Genomic DNA, 19081 nt, shown 5'->3' on the forward strand with positions numbered 1-19081 from the left:
CGGCGGCGCGCATGTCACGCACGCGTGCCCGCCGCGCGCCCCGCCATCCACTTCCGGTAGCGCCGTGTCTGGCACTGCGCGGCCAGTTGCTGCCCGACCAGCGCGCGCAGCGGCGACACCTGCGGGTGCGTGCGCCGGCCTTCGCTGAGCCGCGTCAGCTGGAACTTGACGACGGCCATGTTCGCCAGCGCACCCAGCGCCTTGTTCTTCCACCGGATCGGCTGCAGCACCGGCGCGCTGTCCTTGCCGGCCCGCCAGTCGCGCGGCAGGTTCGGGTCGATCGACAGCGCGGTCGCGATGCCGACCATCGCCACGCCGCTGTCCACCACCTGCTCGGCCACCGCGCGGCGCCGGATGCCGCCCGTGACCATCAGCGGCATCTGCGCGACCGCCGTGATGTCGCGCGCGAATTCGAGGAAATACGCTTCGCGGGCCAGCGTGCGCCCGTCGCGCGCCTCGCCCTGCATCGCCGGCACTTCGTAGCTCCCGCCCGACAGTTCGACGAGATCGACGCCGAGCGGATTCAGCAGTTCGACCACGCGCTTCGCATCGTCCGCGCTGAAGCCGCCGCGCTGGAAATCGGCCGAGTTCAGCTTGACCGCGACCGCAAATTCCGGCGGCACCGTCGCACGCACGTCCCGCACGATATCGAGCAGCAGGCGTGCGCGATTCTCGATGCCGCCGCCCCACTGGTCCTGCCGGCGATTCGTCAGCGGCGACAGGAACTGGCTCAGCAGATAGCCGTGCGCCGCGTGAATCTCCACGCCGGTGAAGCCGCTCTGCTGCGCAAGCTGCGCGGCGCGCACGAAGCGCCGCTGCACATCGTCGATATCGGCTTGCGTCATCTCCTTCGGCACCGGGAACTGCTTCGACAGCGCACCGAGCTCGAGCGGCACGGCCGACGGCGCGAGCGTCGTCTGGCCGAGCGCCGCCTGCATCTGGCGCCCCGGGTGATTGATCTGCATCCATACGTGCGCGCCGCCCGAGCGCGCCACCTCCGCCCAGCGACGGAAGCGGCCGAGATGCGCGTCGCTCTCGAGCACGACCCCGTTCGGCCCCGTCATCGCGCGGCCGTCCACCATCACGTTGCCGGTCAGGATCAGGCCGACCCCGCCGTCGGCCCACGCCTGGTACAGGCGCAGCAATGCGTCGGATGGCGCGTGGTTCGCATCGGCCATGTTCTCTTCCATCGCGGCCTTGGCCAGACGGTTCGGAATCACCGCCCCGTTGGGCAGTGTCAGCGGCGTAAACAGGTTCATGGAGGGCACCCTCGATTGACGATGCCCAACGATAACTTTAAAGTCAACTTCAAGGTCAAGCCCCCTCGGAGCACCGCATGAAAATCGGCGAACTGGCACGCATCAGCGGCATCGCGGCGTCGCGCATCCGCTTCTACGAAGCAAGCGGCCTGCTCGAACCGGCCCGACGGCAGGCAAACGGCTATCGGGAATACGGGTCGGAAGCGTTGACGCGGCTCGCGATCATCGACCGCGCGCAGCGCGCGGGTTTTACGCTCGACGAAATCCGCGCGGTGCTGCCGCCCGATCTCGGCGCGTGGCCGCGCGACGAACTGCTGGTCGCGCTGCGCCACAAGGTCGACGAAATCGTGCTGCTCGAACAGCGTCTCGCGCAGAACCGGCAACATCTCGAGACGCTGATCGACGAAATCGAGAACAAGCCGGCGGGCGAGGATTGCGCGGGCACCGCGCAACGGATGCTCGACCGGCTGTGCGCGCAGGCCGACGCACCGCCGGCGCCCACGCCCGTGCCGGCCCCGAGGCCGACGCGCAAGCGCGCATGACCGGTTACACTGCGCCCCCGACGAACAATCAACCCGCGCTGCGGCGAGACGAGTCGGCGCGTGTGCGCCGGCTTTCGCGGCGCGACCTCCAGACCCGATCCGCATGACGATCTCCCGCATCACAGGATGTCTCGTCGCCGCGCTGCTGACGTTCGGCATCGGCGGCACCTACGCCGCGACATGCGGCGACACGCCTTCTTCGATCCGTTGCCCGGATACACCCGATCTTCCGGACGACATCGTCGCGCAGCTTCCCGCCGGCTACGAAGCGCTGGATGCCGCGTCGGGGCGCCTGACCGACAGCTCCCGCATCGGCTATGTCGTCGTCGCGCACCAGCCCGACGATTCGATGCGCAACGCATCGCCGCGTCCGCTGATGATCTTCCTGCCGGGCAAGGACGGGCACTACCGGCTCGCGGCACGCAACGACACCGTGATCATGAAAGCCGACGAAGGCGGGATGGGCGACCCGTATCTCGATGGCGTCGCCGAGAACGCGCTCACGATCGAACCCCGCACCTTCACGGTCGAACAGGGCGTATTCGCGGGGCCGAGCCACTGGCGCGACCGCGTGACGTTTCGCTACGACGCCGCGCACCGCACGTGGGTGTTCCATCGCGAAGTCATGCGGAACTGGCGGCTCAACGACGACCCGAACGGCGATGCGCTGAAAGCCGACCCGGTGCGCGTCACGCGCGCCAATGCGGCGAAAGCCGTCACGTTCGAAGCGTGGCGGCCGGGTTACTGGTGTGATTCTGCCGAGCGGCGCGGAACCGATCCGGCTTGCAGCAAGCCGCATTGACGAATGCGTAGCTGTACGAATGATGCTGCGGGCGCGCTTGCGGGCAAGCGATATGCGTGGATGCTGCCGCACCACAAGGGCGGCGTGTCTGCCGGCACGTGGCATCGTTAGCGGCCGTGCGGATTTCCTTACGTCGCAGGTAATCGACGCGCGCCGCCCGCACCGTGATCATGGCTCCATCGACTCACCTCACGCCACGGAGCCCGCCATGACCGCCTACGCCATCGCCCACCTGCACGACGTCGAGATGTGCGACGACATCGTCGAGTACCTCGAACGCATCGACGGCACGCTCGCGCCGTATGACGGCCATTTCGTGATTCACGGCGCGCGGCCGGAGATACGCGAAGGCGTGTGGCGCGGCGACCTGATCGCGATCGCGTTCCCCGATCTCGCCACCGCGCGTGCGTGGTACGAATCGGCTGCGTACCGGCAGATCCAGCCGCTGCGCGCGCGTCACGCGAGCGGCCCGCTGATCCTGATCGACGGCGTCGACGCGCGGCACCGCGCGACCGACATCCTGCGCTGAACCGCGACCGCAGCGACGCCGGCGGCGCTTACGACGCGTTGCGCTCCATCGGCTCGCCGACGACGAACCCGCCGCCCTGGAACCGCTGCGCGGGATCGTCGTAATCGGCGGTCGGCGCCGCCACCGGGAACAACCCGGCGAACTGCTCCGAACTGTCGCGCGGGCGGAAGCCGAGGAAGCCGGCCTTCGTGTTGTCCCACCACTTCACCGGGTTGTCCGACGCGCCGTACACGATCGCATGCCCGACGCGGTTCGTCAGCAGCGAGCAGCGCACGAGCTCGATGAAGTCGCGATAGCTGAGGAACGTCACGAGCATGCGCGGATTCTTCGGTACTTCGAACGACGACCCGATCCGCAGGCATACCGTCTCGATCCCGAAGCGGTCGAAGTAATAGCGCGACAGCGATTCGCCGAAGCACTTCGTCACGCCATACAGGCTGTCGGGGCGCAGCGGCGAATCGGCATCGAGCACTTCCGTGACCGGATGGAAACCGATCGCATGATTCGAGCTCGCGAACACGACGCGCTTCACGCCATGCTTGCGCGCGGCTTCGTACAGGTTGTACGTGCCGGTGATGTTCGCACCGACGAGATCGTCGAACGGCGCATCGACCGAAATGCCGCCGAGGTGGACGATCGCGTCCACGCCGTCGACGAGCTGCATCACGGCCGGGCGATCGGCCAGGTCGACGACGCGGGTTTCTTCATGCGCGGCCGCGTCGCCAAGCGTCGCGATGTCGCTGACGCGCACGACGTCGGCCCAGTCGGCGAGCGCGCCGCGCAACTGGCGGCCGAGGTTGCCGGCCGCGCCCGTCAGCAGCAGGCGCCCGAACGGTTTGCGCGCGCCGGTGGATGAGGCGTTCATCGAATCTCCTTGAATCTGACCTGAAATCTGACTGGATCGGAAAACGTTTTCCAACTATACGCGGGAGCGCAGCCGAACGTCAATGGCCGAACCCGCTCGCAGCCATCCGCACTTTCCCGATATCGGCGCGTGGCCGCACGGCCCCGTTTTCTGCCACAATCCGGCGTTATCGAACGAAAACGTTACCCTCCGCATGAAAAAAGTTTCCCCGACGATCCGCGACGTGGCGGCGGAAGCCGGCGTGTCGGTCGCGACGGTATCGAAGTACGTGAACGGCACGCAGCGCTTTTCGCCGACCGTCGAAGCCCGGCTCAAGGAGGCGATCGACCGGCTCGGCTACCGTTCGAACCCGCTCGCGCGCTCGATGATCACCGGCCGCACGCGCACCATCGGCCTCGTGATCCTCGACATCAGCAACCCGCACTTCACGAACGTGGTGAAGGGGGCGAACCGCGTCGCGCTGCAGCACGACTACACGCTGCTGCTCGTCGATACCGAGGAGAGCCAGGCACGCGAACGCTCGCTGATCGAGGCGCTCGCGCAGCGCGTCGACGGGCTGATCGTCAGCACGCGGATGCCCGACGACGAAGCCGGCTGGATGCTCGACCTCAACAAGCCGCTCGTGCTGCTGCGCCGCAGCCCCGGCCTGCCGATTCCGAGCGTCGGCATCGACAACCGGCTGTCGACCTACATGCTCGCGCGCCATCTGCTCAATCTCGGCCACACGCGCATCGCGTATCTCGGCTTCGGCACCGCGCGCGTGAACGACGAGCGGATCCAGGGCGCGCGCGACTGCCTCGCCGAAGTCGGGCTCACGCTCGACGTGCACGATGCGCATGCGCCGACCGCCGAGGCCGGCGAGCGCGCGTGTTCGCGCGTGATGCTCGGGCCGCAGCGTCCGCAAGCCGTGATCTGCTACAACGACCTGATCGCGCTCGGCTTCATGAAGGAAGCCGCGTCGCTCGGCTTCCGGCTGCCGCAGGACGTGTCGGTCGCGGGCATCGACAACGTGCCGTACGGCGAATACGCGGCGCCCGCGCTGACGACCGTCGACATCCAGAGCGAGAACATGGGCGAGCTCGCGATGCAGAAGCTGATCGACGCGCTCGCGGGGCGCACCGATGCGAGTTATTCGACGTTCGAGCCGCGGCTGATCATGCGCGCGTCGACGGCCGCGGCCGGTTGAGCTCCCTGCCCCGCGCCTCCAAAGGAAAACGCGCCGCCCAAGGGCGGCGCGTTCGTTTTCGGATATGCGATGACGTGACTACGCGATCACGCCTTCACGCATCGAGTTGCGCCGGCTTCATCTTCGGCGTGAGCATGTGCATCACGGCCAGCGCGAGCAGGTAGGCCGACGCGCCGATCGCGAACAGCACCCAGTAGTGGCCCGTGCGCTGCAGCACCTGGCCGATCACTTCCGAGAACAGCACGCCGCCGATCGAACCGGCCATCCCGCCGATCCCGACCACCGAGGCAACCGCACGGCGCGGAAACAGGTCGGACGCCGTCGTGAACAGGTTCGCCGACCAGCCCTGGTGCGCGGCGGCGGCGAGGCCGACGATCAGCACCGCGCCCCACAGGCTCTGCACCTGCGACACGAACGCGATCGGCAGCACGCAGCACGCGCAGATCAGCATCGCCGTCTTGCGCGCGCGGTTCACGCTCCAGCCCGCGCGCAGCAGCATCGACGACAGCCAGCCGCCGCCGATGCTGCCGACCGTCGTCAACGCATAGATGCAGACGAGCGGCAGGCCGATGTGCTGCATGTCCATCCCGCGCGATTCGTTGAGCCACTTCGGCAGCCAGAACAGGTAGAACCACCACACCGGGTCGGTCAGAAACTTGCCGATCAGGAACGCCCACGTTTCGCGCTTGCGGATCAGTTCGCCCCAGCGCGGCGCGCCGGCGTTCGCGTTCGCCGCGTCGAGCGCTTCCGCTTCGTCGCGCGGCTCGTCGTATTCCGCGGCGAGCGCGCGCGTATCGGCCTGGCGATAGAGCACGAGCCACACCGCGAGCCACACGATGCCGATCGCGCCGATGATCACGAACGCCGCACGCCAGCCGTAGGCCACCGCGATGGCCGGGATAATCGCCGGCGCGAACACCGCGCCGATGTTCGCGCCCGAGTTGAAGATGCCGGTGGCGAGCGCACGTTCGCGGCGCGGAAACCATTCGGCCGTCGTCTTGATCGCGGCCGGGAAGTTGCCGCCCTCGCCGATCCCGAGCAGCGCACGCACGAACGCGAAACCCATGACCGAGCCGACCGCCGCGTGCAGCATCGCGGCGATGCTCCACACGAGCATCGCGACCGCGTACGAGACGCGCGTGCCGAGCCAGTCGACGATCCGACCGAAGCCGAGCAGGCCGAGGGCATAGAACGCGGAAAACGCCATCACGATGCGACCGTACTGCACCTGGGTCCAGCCGATGTCGTGCTGGAGCATCGGTGCGAGCAGGCCGAGGATCTGCCGGTCCATGTAGTTGATCACGGTCGCGAAAAACAGCAGCGCACAGACGGTCCAGCGGTAGCGGCTGGCGGCCGCGCGCACGGCGCCGACGACGGCAGATTGCATGAATGTCTCCGATGCGCGGCCGCGCCCGTCGCGCCGCACGGTATTCGTTGACCGGCGACCGGCGCCGGGGCGGACGGGGCGCGCTGTCGCGCACGGCCGAATCCGCCGATCAATCTGGAAAACGTTTTTCAAAGGATAGGTCGTCAGCCGGCGCCCTGTCAGTCGGGGATTTCGATGAGTCATCTCAAATTGGTCGCGGCAAAAGAGACGACTGTTTTGCAATGTGGCATTAACCGTTTTTCCGGGATTTTCCCGCGATCAGGGTGAGCGCACGGTCACGGATGCACATGTCCGAATCCGGCCAGGATCGGGGCCGGGATGGTTTACAGTCGCCCCATGCGCGTCGATTCCCCTCGCCTGCCGCGACGCCGCGCAGCACAACCCCACCCATGAGCCACATGAAACGCCCTGCCATTACTTTTGCTCTCGTTGCCGGATGCCTGGCGGGCCGCGCCACGCGCGATCTCGCCCCCGCGTCGGGCGAAGCAAGTGCCGAACCGCCGCGCCGCATGCGGCGTGCCGGGCGCCGTGGCGCGCGTATGCCGCTCGTGCGGCCCTTTCACGAAGAGATGTTGCGATGACTCCCGCTCACCTGATTCCGAGCCCGCTGGGCGACATCGCGGTACGTATCGAGGACGATGCGCTGACGGGCCTCTACTTCGTCGGCCAGAAATACTTCCCGCCGGTTGCGATCGTGACCGAAGCGGACGCGCTCGCGACGCCACCGATCGCGCGCAAGGTCGCAGAAGAAATCGCCGAGTATTTCACCGGCACGCGCGAAACGTTCTCGGTGCCGATTCAACTGCGCGGCACCGCGTTTCAGCGACGTGTATGGAAGGAACTGCTCGCGATTCCGTTCGGCGAACTCGTGACGTATGGCGACATCACCGAGCGCGTCGGGTTGCCGATGAGCGGCGCGCGCGCCGTGGGCGGCGCGGTCGGGCGGAACCCGGTGTCGATCATGGTGCCGTGCCATCGCGTGGTCGGCGCATCGGGCAGCCTGACCGGTTATGCGGGCGGCATCGACCGCAAGCGTGCGCTGCTGTCGCTCGAAGGCGCGGAGTTCGAGCGCGGCACCGGCGATCCGGTACAGCAGGCGCTCGCGTTCTGAGCGAGGGCGGGCCGCCGCGTCACGCGCTCAGCACGGGCCGGCGCGCTTCACGCTTCGCATACGCGCCGGGCGTCACGCGGAATTTCGCCTGGAACAGCGCGATGAACGACGACGTCGAGTCGTAGCCCAGTTGCGCGGCCACCGCGCCGATCGGCTCGCCCGCCTCGAGCAGCGGCAGCGACGCCAGCAGCCGCACCGCCTGCCGCCATTCGGTGAACGACAGCCCCGTGTCCTGCCGGAACAGCCGCGACAGCGTCCGGCGCGTCGCACCGACCTGATGCCCCCATTCGTCGAGATTGCGCGTATCGCCCGGATACGCATGCAACGCACGCGCGATTTTCAGCAGACGCGGATCGCGCGGCAGCGGCACCGTCAGCGGCGCCGCCCGCATCCGTGCGATCCGGTCGGCGATCAGGCAGACGAGCGCACCGTCCGGCCCCGTCTCGTCGTAGTTCACCGGCAATTCGGCCGTGGCGATCACCAGCTCGCGCAGCAGCGGCGTCATGCAGAGGATCGCGCAATCGTCGTGCACGTCGTCGCGCGCGATCGCCGCATCGAGATACAGGCTGTGGAACGCGACACAATCACGCGTCGACACCGCATGCGGCACGTGCGGCGGTATCCACATCGCATAGTGCGGCGGCAACAGCTGCCGGCCCGACGGCGTCGACACCTCGAGCACGCCGCTCGTCGCATACATCAGCTGCGCCCACGGATGACTGTGCGCGTCGACGCTCGCGTTGCCGGGAATCTCGAACGCACGCACATACAGCGGCCTCGGCAGGCGTGCCATCGGCGGCACCGCGTAAGGGTCACCCGATTGTCCCGCCAGCAACATAAGACGTCCTCCGAAGGTCATTGCACGAACGAGCGCGATGCTACCGTGGCGACTCTTCTTTCACACGGCTTCAGCCCATGAGCGCTCATACCCGCACCACCCGCAAGACCGTCACCGCGATCCGTTCGACCAAGGGCGTCGGCAGCCTCGTCTCGCTGACCGCCTACTCCGCGCCGATGGCGAAACTCGTCGACGAAGTGGCCGACGTGATCATCGTCGGCGACTCCGTCGGCATGGTGCTGTACGGGATGCCCGATACGCTGCGCGTCACGCTCGACATGATGATTGCACATGGCGCGGCCGTCGTACGCGGCGCCGCGCAGGCGTGCGTCGTCGTCGACCTGCCGTTCTCGACTTATCAGGAATCGCAGGCGCAAGCGTATCGCTCCGCCGCGCGCCTGCTCGCCGAAACCGGTGCGCAGGCCGTGAAGCTCGAAGGCGGCAGCGAGATGGCCGACACGATCCGCTTCCTGACCGAGCGCGGCATCCCGGTGATGGCGCACGTCGGCCTCATGCCGCAGCAGGCCAACGCGACGGGCGGCTTCCGCGCGCAGGGGATGGACCCGCGCTCGGCCGCGCAGGTGTTCGACGCCGCGTGCTCGGCCGAACGGGCCGGCGCGTTCAGCGTCGTCATCGAAGGCACCGCCGAAGCGCTCGCGCGCCACCTGACCGAAACGCTGACGATCCCGACAATCGGCATCGGCGCATCGCCGGCGTGCGACGGGCAGGTGCTCGTGACCGAGGACATGATCGGCGCTTTCGATGCGTACACGCCGCGCTTCGTGAAGCGTTACGCCGATGCGAACGCCGTGATGCGCGACGCGATCCGCCGGTATGCGCACGACGTGCGGCAGCACGTGTTTCCGGAGCCCGCGCATTGCTTCGGATATGGCAAGCCGCTGCAGCTGATCGAAGCCGCCGACGCGGCCGCGTAATCGAATCGCGAGCGCATCGCGGACGCACGGCGAACCGTGCGATCGCTTCACGCGCGCTTGCGCATCGCATGCGTGACCCGCGCGTTCGCCTCGAATTTCGCGCGATGTGTCGAGAAGAACGTCCGCACGTTGCGGACGTTCGATGCGCCGGTGAACAGCCGGCGCGCGAACTCGTCGTATTCGGCGACGTCGGCCAGATCGGCCACCACGACGAAATCGGGCCCCGGCGACACGCGGTAGCACTGCGTGACCGCCGGCTCCGCGCACACGTACGCTTCGAACGCGTCGTAGTCTTCCGCCGTCTGCCGGTCGAGACTGATCTCGATCAGCGCGGTGACGGCCGTGCCGATCGCCACCGGGTCGAGCACCGCGACCTGCCGGCGGATCACGCCCGCCTCCGTCAGCCGCCGCACGCGGCGCATGCAGGTGGGCGGCGACGACAGCGCGCGCTCGGCGAGTTGCAGGTTCGACACCGACGCGTCGTCCTGCAGGATCGCGAGAATGCGCAGGTCGAGATCGTCGAGGGTGATGCCGGCCATCGGCGGCTCCTTTCGGTCAGAGTGTGAAATTTAATTTCAACATGATAGATGATCCGTTATCCATTTCATTTATTTGTGTATTTTGAAATTTAATTCCATCCGACGACCTCTACCATCGCTCTCACTGATCCAGACAGGACATTTACGGAGCGCGATATGTGTGGAATTGTCGGGGCGGTCGCCCAGCGGGACATCCTGCCGAACCTGGTCGACGGCCTGAAGCGGCTCGAATACCGCGGTTACGATTCATGCGGCGTGGTGGTCTACCGCGACCGGGCGCTGGCGCGCGCCCGCAGCGTCGACCGCGTCGCGAACCTGCAGCGCGAGATCGCCGGGCAAGCGCTGTCGGGCTACACCGGCATCGCGCACACGCGCTGGGCCACGCATGGCGCACCCGTCACGCTCAACGCGCATCCTCACTTTTCGCCGAGCGACGCGAACGCGCGCATCGCGCTGTCGCATAACGGGATCATCGAGAACTGCGATCAACTGCGCGCCGAACTGCAGGCGCAAGGTTACGTGTTCGCGAGCCAGACCGACAGCGAGGCGATCGCGCACCTGGTCGACCACCTGTACGACGGCGATCTGTTCGATGCGGTACGGCGCGCGGTCGCGCGACTGCGCGGCAGCTATGCGATCGCGGTGATGTGCCGCGACGAGCCGCACCGGATCGTCGGCGCGCGCGACGGGATGCCGCTCGTCGTCGGTGTCGGTGAGGGCGAGAATTTTCTGGCGTCCGACGCGATTGCGCTGTCGGGGATCACCGATCGGATCGCGTACCTCGAGAACGGCGACGTTGCCGATATCCAGCTGCATCGCTACTGGATCGTCGATGCGGACGGCCAGCGCGTCGAGCGCGCGGTGCAGCGGGTCGCCGCGCATAGCGGCGCGGCCGATCTCGGGTCGTATCGCTACTACATGCAGAAGGAGATCTTCGAGCAGCCGCAGGCGGTGGCCGATACGCTGCTCGACGTGTCTTCGATCATGCCGGAGCTGTTCGGCGATGGTGCGTGGCGGGTTTTCAACGACGTCGATTCGGTGTTGTTGCTCGCATGCGGCGGGAGTTATCACGCGGCGCTCACGGCGAAGTACTGGATCGAGAGCATCGCGAAGCTGCCGGCCAGCGTGGAAATTGCGAGCGAGTTTCGTTATCGCGACAATGTGCCGAACCCGCGCACGCTCGTCGTCGCGGTGTCGCAAAGCGGCGAGACCGCCGACGTGCTCGGCGCCGTGCATGTCGCGAAGCAAAGCGGAATGATGCATACGCTCGCGATCTGCAACGTTGCGACGAGCGCGTTGATGCGGGAATGTGCGCTGCAGTTCGTCACGCGCGCGGGGGTCGAGATCGGGGTGGCTTCGACGAAGGCTTTTACGACGCAGCTCGTCGCGCTGTTTCTGCTCACGCTATCGCTTGCGCAAGTGCGTGGGCGGTTGAGCGACGACGCGGAGAAGGAACATCTGCGGGCGCTGCGGCATCTGCCCGATGCGATGTCGAAAGTGCTCGCGCTGGAACCGAAGATCATGGCGTGGTCGGAACTGCTCGCGAGACGCGACAACATGCTGTTTCTCGGGCGCGGGATGCATTATCCGATCGCGCTCGAGGGCGCGCTGAAGATGAAGGAGATTTCTTATATTCATGCGGAGGCTTATCCGGCCGGGGAGCTTAAGCACGGGCCGCTGGCGCTCGTCAGCAACGAGATGCCGGTGATTGCGGTGGCGCCGAATGACATGCTGCTCGAGAAACTCAGGTCGAACATGCATGAGGTCAGTGCGCGGAATGGCCGGCTTTTTGTTTTTGCGGATGTGGACTGCGGGTTGGTGCCGGGGGATGGGATCGAGGTGATTCGGCTCAACGAATACTACGGGCCGCTTTCGCCGATTCTGCATACGGTGCCGATGCAACTGCTGGCGTATCACGCGGCGCTGGCGCGGGGGACGGATATCGATAAGCCGCGGAATCTGGCTAAGTCGGTGACGGTGGAGTGAGGGGGCGACTAGGCGGGGGCGCTTGGCAATATGGATTAAATGTGCGATTCGCAGACATCGTTTCACTTTTTTGAAGGCCGTTTCTTTGGCGTGTCGGAACCCGTGGCACCCGTAGGGAACACGGGTTCCGACGCGCGCCGATGATGTTCGCCGAGGATTTGGTCGACCCGCCATTCGCGGTGCCGAATTCGCTCTTTCTGCTCGTCGTACGCACCTTCCACCGCTTCCGCGAGAGGTGTGATTTCACCCAGCTCCGCAATGCGGTCAACCGGAGTCTTTCCACCGAGTGAGCCGTGTGGCCGACGCCAGTTGTAGTCGAACTGCCACTCCTCGATTCGCAAGTCGATTGCCCGCTCTGTCGGGGCATGGTGGAACCAGAACTCGTTCAGGTCAGTAAGCTGCGAACGTTCAACTTTGCCATTGAGGTGCGGCGAGCGTGGTGGAATTGGCCGGAATTTTATGCACTCGTTCATCAGGCGCCGCTGCACGGATTCAGCGAAGAACTCACCGCCGCGATCGGTCTGGATACGTTGAATCGGAAACGGCATCTCCTCGATGACGCGATCAAGGAAAAACAGCGTATTTCGGGCATTTCTACGGGGGTAGACGGCCAGCACACGAAAGCGTGAACAGTCGTCGATGGCCGTGTACTGGTAGACACCTCGTGCAATCTTCATCGTGTCCATCTGGACGCGGTCTCCGGGAACTGGACGGCTGTAGCGCCTCGGTTGTGCCGGCCTCCTGGGGCAAACCAACGGCTTCACCGACGCTTCGCACAGGACCTTGTGAATGGTCGCAAGGGACAGTTCTCTTTGTTCGTTCAGACGCAATTCGTTCTGAATCCGCCGTGCCCCCTTGCGCTCGGCCCGCAGGCGAAGAATCGTTGCCCGATCAGCGTCAGAGACCTTTCGATTCGGGCTGGTCAGAGGGCGACGGCTTTGAGAGCGAAGACCTTCTTCTCCCGCCTCCTGGTAGCGGCGCAGCCACTTGCGAAGCGTCGGCCTGGAGATGCCACAACGCGTGCACACGAGACCGGCGTTGCCGGTCTCGTGATACATGCGCACCCAACGTAATCGCATCGAGATTTCGCGCTCCATCGCCCCATATTAGTTGAAACGATGTCCGTGAATCACACACTTGACGCTTGTGTCGAGTGTATCTCCAGGATTGAGCGTCTCGTTATCGATGTCGACAGGCGTCTTTCGTACCGTGAGCAACCTGCCGCCGGGGATAAATAGCTGGTCTGCGTTGACGCGCGTGATTTCGCTTGAACTTGTTGCTCCGTCTACCATCGTCGAATTGGCTTCCTGGCTATACCCCTGCTCGCAGACCAAAATCGCGGCCGCTGCCATCACTATGGGCGAAATAAATCGTTTTTTTCTTTTTCACACTTCTTGCCCTCGAATTCGTCGGCTAACCCAACATCTACGCTTAACGGCTGCGAGCCTAGAATCTTTAGCTCGGCTCAAAGGCCTGTCGTCAGGGCAGAAGCTTTTGAGACTTGATATCTGCCAACTTGTGCTTGTTCACAATGACATAGCCTTCTTCCTCATGGTTTTCCAGCGAATCATTGTTGGGGTGCTTGTACCACGAGTGGTCACCGGCGGAAAAAAAGGCAATCGATGTGTCAGAAGCGGGCTTCACAATTTTGTCGGCGCTTGCCTCATCACCATGGTGAGGTACCACGACCGCGTCGTAGTATGCAACGGCGAGCAATCGCATCTCGGTTGCGCTATCTGTTTGCATGCGTCGATATGAGTAATCTCCGGGCAGGAGCGCGCTTTTACCTTGGGTGTGACACACAGCGACCAAGCACTCGCCGTTCTTGTTTGACTTATTCGGTATGCTTCGAACGACGTTCAGGCTGGCGCTAACGGAGACATCCTCTAATAGAGACTGTGTTCCGATGGCAAGTACTTTGTCTTTTATTGCCTTGCTCTTAAAGGGCAAATTCGAATAGTTGTTAGGCACATAAATATGGTCGACGCGTTCAAGCAACTCCGCATCCCAATCGAGAAGTCGCCAGTGGTCAGCATCGAAATGGGAAAGCACCATCGACAACGGATTGAGTCTCTTGACCAAGGGCGACAACTCATTCACAAATCCCACGTCATCATAGACCTTTCGAAGAACGGGCGTCCCTGCTCCGGCATCTATAATGAACCCCGATTCCCCATTGTGAAAGACGGAGCACATGCCTTGCCCCACATGAAATCCTTCAAGGACGTAAGGCGACGACGAATGGCGAGGAGTCGGTGACACCGCGACCGCTGTTCGCAAGGGTGGGACCGCTCGCCCAACCACCGGCGTGATTCCAGAAATCTCGAGGAAAGTCGGTGCGGAAGCCAGGAATAACGGGTAGGCGTATGCTTCACCGGTGTCCACAGTTGTATCCGCGCGGTATGAGACTTCGAGCCACCCGGTCTCGGCATCGTAGAAGCGGACTCGGTTCTCCCGCACCTCTTTCACCGCGGCTCGTTCCCACAAGGGCCACTCCACATCCATGATGAAAACGTCGAAGCTCTCGTCGACGGAGTCAGTTTCGAGTGTGCGCGCAAACTGGTCTGCCGAAATTCCAAAAAGGCGAGCGCATTGCGTGTTATCCCGATAATCTGACCTCGCGTCAATGGCTTCCAGCTTGCAGTACATCACGCCCTCCGGAATTTCATGTTGTTCGCGGCGCTTGTTCGGCACCTCGCTCCCCTGTGTCTCGAGATTACCCCTCTGTGGAAGATGTTCGGTCTTGTCGATTGTAAGTTCGACCGGCCTCGCTTGAGGTAGATTCATGTTAATTAGATGTTCCATTTGCTTTTGCCTGCCCGGTGAAGGAACTTGACAAATATTTCTTTCGTGTGACGTGCACGGTTTTTGTGCGCTGCACATCTTTCAATGCGATGACCATTTTCAGGGCACGTGGTCCACACGGAAGGCTAGCTGTAAGTTCGGCCCACTCGTCCCTGTCTAACGGCTGCATTTTGAAATACTTTACAACCAGTGGTCCTCGACAGAAGGCGTGGCATCGCCAAGCGGTCCAGCGGAGGTTGATTCCATTTCTTCGAGTAATTGGATATTCTTTGAACTCGGTCTCTTTTGAAGTTACCGCACGGCAACGTTTGCGAGACGCGCGGGCCCTCTGCGGGAGGCCACACAGCCATGTCAGGGTTTTCCTCCCGACGTAGGCTCGGACTATCGACATGACTTACAGGTTGCGTATTTTGCCCCGCAGGCAGAGTGCCGGGCTACGAAAAGGAGACCAGACGGAATGGCCGAGACAGCGAACATTGCTGCTATGGCAGAGCGACTTTCCAATGAACTCTTCGCGGAGTTCTTTTGGAGCATCACTGGTCCAATGAACAAGAATTGGAGCTGTGAAAAGAAGGAGCAGCACAAGCTAGACACTCATCCGTCCGACGTGGTCTTTTACTATGACGACCCCTATTCTCGGAATCGAGTTTACGTTAACTGCGACCTAAAAAGCTATGCAAAATCATCAATCACGTTCTCCGCGGTCAAAGGGGCACTTGAGAGCCTGTCCAAACAGGTGTCATGCGCCGAGGTGAGTGACGAATGGCGCGAACTCTACATCCATCCGAACGTCACGCCTTCGATTTGTGGCCTCCTTTTTGTGTACAACCATGACGGCGAGTACGACAAGGATTTCAGGCAGCATCTGAGGAGCTTGAAGAACGCCCAGCTAGATTTGCCGAAGGGCTCGCGGCTCGTCATTCTCGGGCCAGAAGATATCTTCTGGCTCGACAACGTCCGGTACGAAATCGTTCAGATGCGTGGTCGCCGTACGGGCGGCGCTCCATTGCCGGACCCGGCGCACTGCCGTTACTTCTATCCTCAACTCGTTCGGCGCAAAAATCTGGAGCTCGAACATGCCAAGGCGGCAACGCTCGAGATGCTGACTTCCCAGCTCATCATTCTCGAGTACGACCGCACGGGCCACCCTGAACACAAAGGTCTCGTGCTTTTCTATCGTGGCAAAGGCGAGTCAGCAGACGAGTTCACGTACCTGTTCGATTACTTGCGTAGCCTCCAGCTACTCAAAGAGGGCGTCGATATCGAGATGAAGCTTCTCGATGCCTCTCCGGTTGCGCAGCCAATGTTCCAAAAGGCACAGCAGGTCTATATCGACGGACTCTCGGACGCGTCGACGGGGTCGCCATTGGCGGAAAGGGTGAAGCAAATTCAGTACAAGCGAATGTCGCAAGTATTGACTCGCTTCTCGGACATCGAGCTGGGAATGGACTATGTCTGACAACACTCAACAGTTCTATGCGACGGACAAAGACATTTTTGACCTGCTCGCGTGCGCGAAGCGCAGCTTGACGGAAGGGGTTCTCCGGGAAATCGCTCGCGAACGCGGTATCTTTTTTTCACCCCACGACACACGTGAAGATTTGGTTGAAGCCATCTCCCAGTTGCCCTTCACACTCAACGAGCTTCGTGAGGTCATGGGGCGCCGGGAATCGCCTCGCCGGGGTGAAAAGACCACTTCGGTTACGCTCGATGCTGACATACCGATTGACGAGCTGAAGGCTGTCGTGCGTGAGTACAAGGCCGACGTCGGTACCAGCGAGAGGGTCGTCTCTCACTCGAAGGGTACTGACGGCTTGGTCATGAACGTGGAGTACGACGACATGGACTATTCGCGAACGCGCCTCATCCAGCGCCAGCGTGTGGACGCGACCATTGAGTTTATCCAGCAAGGCGGCAAAACCGTCGTCCGCTTGCCAGCATCGGCGAAATCGAAGCAAATTGTTGAAGACCTCACGGGCCGCATCGAAAGCCGTCGTCGCGCTCCAATCACCCGTGAGGCGATTGAACTTGACGCGGACTTCACGGCAGACGAGCGCACGACGTTCTTTATGCGCCTGATATCCGAACTGCCGGCCCACAAACTCAACGGGGTGACGAATCTAAAAATCGCCCCCAGTCTACGTCCCGAGGGCGAGCTAGACGAGGACGACCTTGATGAGGATGCCAGAGCGGAAGCGAGCCAAGAATTGCTTGTAATCGTGCGAAGCATGGCTTTGAGCGGTGAGAATCTCATAGCCTCGAAAGAGTATATGTCGCTGAAGGAACGGGGGTTCTATATAACCTCGGTTACGTGGAAGACCAAGCAAACGACCATCCCCTACGACATACCGCATCTGCACGCCGAATTTGAGGATGGCGAAAACGGCAAGAGCTTCAAGTACTCCGTTAAAGGTGCCTACCGCTTCCAAGAGGGCGAATACACAAAGACCGCGCGTCCCGTTGACGACGGAGAGCGAGAGAGTCTCTATCAACTTATCGAATCTGCGGCACGCGCGATATTGCAGGACATGAGGGCAAAGCGAACGCCAGTCGCGCCCGTTGGGGGAACGGCAGAATGACTCGCTATCGGTGGTTGCAGGCCGACTGGCCACTGCCGGTCCGAGCGCTCGCCAAGCAGATTCGGCAGCGGCCATTCTCAGATGACGGTTCGAACGGATTCATCCTGGACAGGGTCCGCGACGATTTCTTGGAGGCTAGGTACGTTGAGCGCTACGAGTACGATGAGACCGTTGCCGACCCGTTCGGCAAGGAGCTAACTTTCAGGCGCTTGGAGTTTCACCAGACTTCCTTTCGAGCTGGGCCAGATTGGCCTGGATTGGAACTCGTGGATGCGCCTCGGTCGACGCAGAGTCTTGTGAACCAACTCTTGGAGATAACGGATTTCGCTCTTCCGGTTGCTCCGTTGACTGTGGACGTGATGTCTTGGGTCAACGACTTTCAGAAACATTTCGGTAGCCGCGTCGTCATCGACTCGATTCAGTTGGGCGCACTTCAAATTGAGAAAGGTGTTCGGGCAAAAGTGGTGCTGAAAGGAGAAGAAGATGTCCGGTCTGCCTGCAAAGAGCTCATCGCCGGTAGGAAACACGTGCTCGAAAAGCTTCAGTTCCGTGCCGAGCAAGGGCATTTGAGAGCAACCGTGCTTTTGGCAAACAACGCATCGGTCAAAATTGATGGCACCGACCTGCATGACGAAGCTTTGGATGCTCTACGATTAAGTCTGCCGAAGCAGTCTTCTCAATAAGTCCGGAGCAAGCGCCCTTTTGGTGGGCCGGCGGAAAGGGCAATCATGCACCTAACTTCGTCGCTTGCCGCAGGGTCGGCGGGAATATACGGGAGGCAAAGTGCACAGGCCCAGGCGACACCATTTCGTCCCGCGCTTCTATCTCGAGGGCTTCTGCGCCGACGACGAGCGTGCGCTTGCCGTGTACGACCGTATCCGAAATGAGTACCGAGAGCAGCGTCCTGCATAGGTGGCCCATCGCCGTGTGAATCTCGCAATCGTTAGCCAAGCCCAGAACTTCGTGTTCGGTAGAGACATGCCTTTGGTGAGAAGCCTCGTGAGCGCGACTGAAATCAGCAGACGTCAATGGCAGGTGAACACCAGGAACGGAGGGCAAATGACGCTTGAAGACCGCATCGTCCGCTCAATCCGGCAACGCAAGAGTGTGGTCGTTCTCCGCTCCGAGCTTGCCCCGCTTGGTAGCACCGCTCAAGTCGATCGGGTAGCCATGCGCGCCGACTTTTGGGCCAACTCCAAGCGCTGACGAACAGCATCGTTGACCTGGAACAAGCCCGACACGAGTTAGGCCTCCCGGAGCGGAGAGGAATGACCATAGCGGTTGAATTCAAGCCTCGCGGTGTCTACGACTACACAAAGGTCGAGTGGAAACGCGAGGGTATGAACTGTCACCCTCCGGTCAATTCCCGGAGGCGGCCGAACCGGCCCGGACGAAATGATGTTCCATCCTCGTGCGCAGCACGCCATCGAGCGCGGCAAGTCGATCGCGCAGTCGAACCGCTTGCCCTTCCGTCATTTCCCCGAGAACGATCTTCTGCTCGAGAACGTCGCCACAACGGGCGATGGCCCATCGGTCGACCGTGGCGGTTTCACCTTGGAGTACGGCAGCCGCTGTCGACACGATGCCCGGATTCAATCCCGAAACGAGATGAACCGTATGCGTGAGCGTGAAACCGGGAAGGAGGTGCGACCAGTCTTCACAGACGGTCTGGCGGGAAGCAGCGGTATCCTGGCGCATGATTGCTCCGGTTGAGTGGT

General features: G+C 62.8%; 20 protein-coding genes. 12 read left to right on the top strand and 8 right to left on the bottom strand.

Annotated features, from left to right (window positions below; translation table 11 throughout):
* Positions 1 to 14: 14 nt before the first annotated feature.
* Complete coding sequence (locus PQB87_RS31600) at positions 15 to 1259, bottom strand: NADH:flavin oxidoreductase/NADH oxidase family protein (protein ID WP_153490105.1); 1245 nt, start codon at positions 1257 to 1259, stop codon at positions 15 to 17.
* A 77-nt stretch (positions 1260 to 1336) separates the two neighbouring features.
* On the opposite strand from PQB87_RS31600, the gene PQB87_RS31605 reads away from it, so the two are divergent.
* From PQB87_RS31605 to PQB87_RS31615, 3 genes are all read left to right on the top strand, one after another.
* Entirely contained in the window at positions 1337 to 1801 is a 465-nt protein-coding gene (locus PQB87_RS31605) for a MerR family transcriptional regulator (protein WP_489243248.1), read from the top strand.
* A gap of 103 nt (positions 1802 to 1904) precedes the next feature.
* Complete coding sequence (locus PQB87_RS31610) at positions 1905 to 2603, top strand: hypothetical protein (protein ID WP_233342580.1); 699 nt, start codon at positions 1905 to 1907, stop codon at positions 2601 to 2603.
* 208 nt (positions 2604 to 2811) lie between these two features.
* Positions 2812 to 3132 carry a DUF1330 domain-containing protein gene (locus tag PQB87_RS31615; RefSeq protein WP_059817521.1) on the top strand — a complete coding sequence of 107 codons (321 nt, stop codon included), beginning with the start codon at positions 2812 to 2814 and terminating at the stop codon, positions 3130 to 3132.
* Positions 3133 to 3160: 28 nt separating this feature from the next.
* Here the strand turns inward: PQB87_RS31615 and PQB87_RS31620 are convergent, their stop codons facing one another.
* Positions 3161 to 3997: an NAD-dependent epimerase/dehydratase family protein gene (locus PQB87_RS31620; RefSeq protein ID WP_021160051.1), complete on the bottom strand. Its 837-nt coding sequence runs from the start codon at positions 3995 to 3997 to the stop codon at positions 3161 to 3163.
* An 82-nt stretch (positions 3998 to 4079) separates the two neighbouring features.
* On the opposite strand from PQB87_RS31620, the gene PQB87_RS31625 reads away from it, so the two are divergent.
* Positions 4080 to 5183: a LacI family DNA-binding transcriptional regulator gene (locus PQB87_RS31625; RefSeq protein WP_489243249.1), complete on the top strand. Its 1104-nt coding sequence runs from the start codon at positions 4080 to 4082 to the stop codon at positions 5181 to 5183.
* 94 nt (positions 5184 to 5277) lie between these two features.
* On the opposite strand, the gene PQB87_RS31630 is transcribed toward PQB87_RS31625, so the two are convergent.
* Entirely contained in the window at positions 5278 to 6570 is a 1293-nt protein-coding gene (locus PQB87_RS31630) for an MFS transporter (RefSeq protein WP_489243250.1), read from the bottom strand.
* A gap of 577 nt (positions 6571 to 7147) precedes the next feature.
* Here PQB87_RS31630 and PQB87_RS31635 point away from each other — a divergent pair.
* Positions 7148 to 7681, top strand: coding sequence for a methylated-DNA--[protein]-cysteine S-methyltransferase (locus PQB87_RS31635; protein WP_489243251.1), 534 nt, complete (start codon positions 7148 to 7150; stop codon positions 7679 to 7681).
* Between the two features lie 19 nt (positions 7682 to 7700).
* On the opposite strand, the gene PQB87_RS31640 is transcribed toward PQB87_RS31635, so the two are convergent.
* Positions 7701 to 8519 (bottom strand): AraC family transcriptional regulator, encoded by an 819-nt coding sequence (locus PQB87_RS31640; protein ID WP_021160047.1) that lies wholly within the window; start codon positions 8517 to 8519, stop codon positions 7701 to 7703.
* 77 nt (positions 8520 to 8596) lie between these two features.
* On the opposite strand from PQB87_RS31640, the gene panB reads away from it, so the two are divergent.
* A complete protein-coding gene (panB, locus tag PQB87_RS31645) occupies positions 8597 to 9454 on the top strand; it encodes a 3-methyl-2-oxobutanoate hydroxymethyltransferase (protein WP_489243252.1) in 858 nt (285 codons plus the stop codon).
* Between the two features lie 47 nt (positions 9455 to 9501).
* Here the strand turns inward: panB and PQB87_RS31650 are convergent, their stop codons facing one another.
* The gene (locus tag PQB87_RS31650; RefSeq protein WP_021160045.1) at positions 9502 to 9993 is read right to left on the bottom strand and encodes an Lrp/AsnC family transcriptional regulator; all 492 of its coding nucleotides are present in this window, start codon (positions 9991 to 9993) and stop codon (positions 9502 to 9504) included.
* Between the two features lie 156 nt (positions 9994 to 10149).
* On the opposite strand from PQB87_RS31650, the gene glmS reads away from it, so the two are divergent.
* Positions 10150 to 11979 carry a glutamine--fructose-6-phosphate transaminase (isomerizing) gene (gene glmS, locus PQB87_RS31655; RefSeq protein WP_489243253.1) on the top strand — a complete coding sequence of 610 codons (1830 nt, stop codon included), beginning with the start codon at positions 10150 to 10152 and terminating at the stop codon, positions 11977 to 11979.
* 62 nt (positions 11980 to 12041) lie between these two features.
* Here glmS and PQB87_RS31660 read toward each other — a convergent pair whose 3' ends face one another.
* Both PQB87_RS31660 and PQB87_RS31665 read right to left on the bottom strand, forming a co-directional pair.
* A complete protein-coding gene (locus tag PQB87_RS31660; RefSeq protein ID WP_111943685.1) occupies positions 12042 to 13058 on the bottom strand; it encodes an IS481-like element ISBcen24 family transposase in 1017 nt (338 codons plus the stop codon).
* Between the two features lie 400 nt (positions 13059 to 13458).
* A complete protein-coding gene (locus PQB87_RS31665) occupies positions 13459 to 14784 on the bottom strand; it encodes a ComEC/Rec2 family competence protein (RefSeq protein ID WP_111943675.1) in 1326 nt (441 codons plus the stop codon).
* A 457-nt stretch (positions 14785 to 15241) separates the two neighbouring features.
* Here PQB87_RS31665 and PQB87_RS31670 point away from each other — a divergent pair, with 457 nt between their 5' ends.
* The 5 genes from PQB87_RS31670 to PQB87_RS31690 all read left to right on the top strand — a co-directional run bounded on the left by PQB87_RS31670 (position 15242) and on the right by PQB87_RS31690 (position 18569).
* A complete protein-coding gene (locus PQB87_RS31670) occupies positions 15242 to 16243 on the top strand; it encodes a PD-(D/E)XK nuclease domain-containing protein (RefSeq protein WP_060376981.1) in 1002 nt (333 codons plus the stop codon).
* Positions 16236 to 17363 carry a hypothetical protein gene (locus PQB87_RS31675; RefSeq protein ID WP_060376982.1) on the top strand — a complete coding sequence of 376 codons (1128 nt, stop codon included), beginning with the start codon at positions 16236 to 16238 and terminating at the stop codon, positions 17361 to 17363. The genes PQB87_RS31670 and PQB87_RS31675 overlap by 8 nt, the downstream gene beginning before the upstream one ends.
* Positions 17360 to 18046 (top strand): hypothetical protein, encoded by a 687-nt coding sequence (locus PQB87_RS31680; RefSeq protein WP_060376983.1) that lies wholly within the window; start codon positions 17360 to 17362, stop codon positions 18044 to 18046. The genes PQB87_RS31675 and PQB87_RS31680 overlap by 4 nt, the downstream gene beginning before the upstream one ends.
* Before the next feature lie 100 nt (positions 18047 to 18146).
* On the top strand, positions 18147 to 18275 hold the full coding sequence (locus PQB87_RS31685) for a DUF4238 domain-containing protein (protein ID WP_181523117.1): 129 nt from the start codon (positions 18147 to 18149) through the stop codon (positions 18273 to 18275).
* A 147-nt stretch (positions 18276 to 18422) separates the two neighbouring features.
* The gene (locus PQB87_RS31690; RefSeq protein WP_181523116.1) at positions 18423 to 18569 is read left to right on the top strand and encodes a hypothetical protein; all 147 of its coding nucleotides are present in this window, start codon (positions 18423 to 18425) and stop codon (positions 18567 to 18569) included.
* A 153-nt stretch (positions 18570 to 18722) separates the two neighbouring features.
* Here the strand turns inward: PQB87_RS31690 and PQB87_RS31695 are convergent, their stop codons facing one another.
* On the bottom strand, positions 18723 to 19061 hold the full coding sequence (locus PQB87_RS31695; protein WP_155638684.1) for a hypothetical protein: 339 nt from the start codon (positions 19059 to 19061) through the stop codon (positions 18723 to 18725).
* Positions 19062 to 19081: the final 20 nt, after the last annotated feature.

The organism is Burkholderia sp. KL41 (assembly GCF_057005415.2).

What these genes read in the sequence shown, in the direction of transcription:
- PQB87_RS31695 (WP_155638684.1), bottom strand. Translation starts at nt 19,061, where the DNA reads ATGCGCCAGGATACCGCTGCTTCCCGCCAGACCGTCTGTGAAGACTGG.
- PQB87_RS31675 (WP_060376982.1), top strand. Translation starts at nt 16,236, where the DNA reads ATGTCTGACAACACTCAACAGTTCTATGCGACGGACAAAGACATTTTT.
- PQB87_RS31680 (WP_060376983.1), top strand. Translation starts at nt 17,360, where the DNA reads ATGACTCGCTATCGGTGGTTGCAGGCCGACTGGCCACTGCCGGTCCGA.
- PQB87_RS31630 (WP_489243250.1), bottom strand. Translation starts at nt 6,570, where the DNA reads ATGCAATCTGCCGTCGTCGGCGCCGTGCGCGCGGCCGCCAGCCGCTAC.
- PQB87_RS31625 (WP_489243249.1), top strand. Translation starts at nt 4,080, where the DNA reads ATGGCCGAACCCGCTCGCAGCCATCCGCACTTTCCCGATATCGGCGCG.
- PQB87_RS31670 (WP_060376981.1), top strand. Translation starts at nt 15,242, where the DNA reads ATGGCCGAGACAGCGAACATTGCTGCTATGGCAGAGCGACTTTCCAAT.
- PQB87_RS31615 (WP_059817521.1), top strand. Translation starts at nt 2,812, where the DNA reads ATGACCGCCTACGCCATCGCCCACCTGCACGACGTCGAGATGTGCGAC.
- PQB87_RS31635 (WP_489243251.1), top strand. Translation starts at nt 7,148, where the DNA reads ATGACTCCCGCTCACCTGATTCCGAGCCCGCTGGGCGACATCGCGGTA.
- PQB87_RS31620 (WP_021160051.1), bottom strand. Translation starts at nt 3,997, where the DNA reads ATGAACGCCTCATCCACCGGCGCGCGCAAACCGTTCGGGCGCCTGCTG.
- PQB87_RS31690 (WP_181523116.1), top strand. Translation starts at nt 18,423, where the DNA reads ATGACGCTTGAAGACCGCATCGTCCGCTCAATCCGGCAACGCAAGAGT.
- PQB87_RS31660 (WP_111943685.1), bottom strand. Translation starts at nt 13,058, where the DNA reads ATGCGATTACGTTGGGTGCGCATGTATCACGAGACCGGCAACGCCGGT.
- PQB87_RS31650 (WP_021160045.1), bottom strand. Translation starts at nt 9,993, where the DNA reads ATGGCCGGCATCACCCTCGACGATCTCGACCTGCGCATTCTCGCGATC.
- panB (WP_489243252.1), top strand. Translation starts at nt 8,597, where the DNA reads ATGAGCGCTCATACCCGCACCACCCGCAAGACCGTCACCGCGATCCGT.
- PQB87_RS31665 (WP_111943675.1), bottom strand. Translation starts at nt 14,784, where the DNA reads ATGGAACATCTAATTAACATGAATCTACCTCAAGCGAGGCCGGTCGAA.
- PQB87_RS31640 (WP_021160047.1), bottom strand. Translation starts at nt 8,519, where the DNA reads ATGTTGCTGGCGGGACAATCGGGTGACCCTTACGCGGTGCCGCCGATG.
- PQB87_RS31610 (WP_233342580.1), top strand. Translation starts at nt 1,905, where the DNA reads ATGACGATCTCCCGCATCACAGGATGTCTCGTCGCCGCGCTGCTGACG.
- PQB87_RS31605 (WP_489243248.1), top strand. Translation starts at nt 1,337, where the DNA reads ATGAAAATCGGCGAACTGGCACGCATCAGCGGCATCGCGGCGTCGCGC.
- PQB87_RS31600 (WP_153490105.1), bottom strand. Translation starts at nt 1,259, where the DNA reads ATGAACCTGTTTACGCCGCTGACACTGCCCAACGGGGCGGTGATTCCG.
- glmS (WP_489243253.1), top strand. Translation starts at nt 10,150, where the DNA reads ATGTGTGGAATTGTCGGGGCGGTCGCCCAGCGGGACATCCTGCCGAAC.